The following is a 742-nucleotide window of genomic DNA, read 5'->3' as shown; positions in this document are numbered from 1 at the left end:
GATCTATCATCTGTCTATTTTACCATAATAAAAGAAGACGGCATCCCGATTGGCAATACCCAATTGTTTAATATCCATCCTTGGTCCAAGCATGCKGAATTTGGTATTTGGATTGGGGACAAAATGGTATGGGCGCAAGGTTATGCTACAGAAGTGACAGGTGTTGTTCTGAATTTTGCATTCGAGCGTTTAAACCTTCATAAAGTGTATTTGACGGTAGATGCTGATAATCCTGGTGCTATTCGGAGTTATGAAAAGGCTGGTTTCAATAAGGATGGCATACTAAGAGACGAAGTCTATAAAAATGGTCAATATGTCGATCGTATAATGATGAGTATTTTGAAGCATGAATACTTAAAACTATCTAGTTGTTCCAAATAACAAAGCATATAGGAAAACCATTCTGGAAGAAACTACGAAAGATAGTGTGCTTTCTCGAAAAATTGAATGTAAGCTAACGTAAGAACTATAGCAACACAACATTAAGCTTAAAAAAGGAGCAATGTAGCGATGTACGAACATCTCGTTGTATTCAAGTTCAATACTAATATCACGCCAATCAAGCAACAGGAATTGCTGGATCAATTGTTAACGTTTCGGGATCGTATCCCCGGGATATTTGATATAAGTGCAGGCATCAACGTAACTGAAGAAACGGAAAATATTAAGGGCTATACTCTCGGATTACGGGTAACGTTTGAAGACCTTGCGTCGCTGCGTTCATATGGTCCGCATCCCCGTT

At 38.6% G+C, this 742-nt stretch carries 2 protein-coding genes; both read left to right on the top strand.

What is annotated here, in order from left to right:
• Positions 1 to 381: GNAT family N-acetyltransferase (locus tag AC1DLM_RS35445; RefSeq protein ID WP_477572633.1), on the top strand; the 381-nt coding region annotated here is incomplete at its 5' end.
• 129 nt (positions 382 to 510) lie between these two features.
• Positions 511 to 742: Dabb family protein (locus AC1DLM_RS35440; protein ID WP_477572632.1), on the top strand; the 232-nt coding region annotated here is incomplete at its 3' end.

It is taken from the genome of Paenibacillus sp. 01T442, assembly GCF_056398345.1.
The sequence above is the reverse complement of the archived record's forward strand: the minus strand, read 5'-3'. Positions and strand labels throughout refer to the sequence as shown.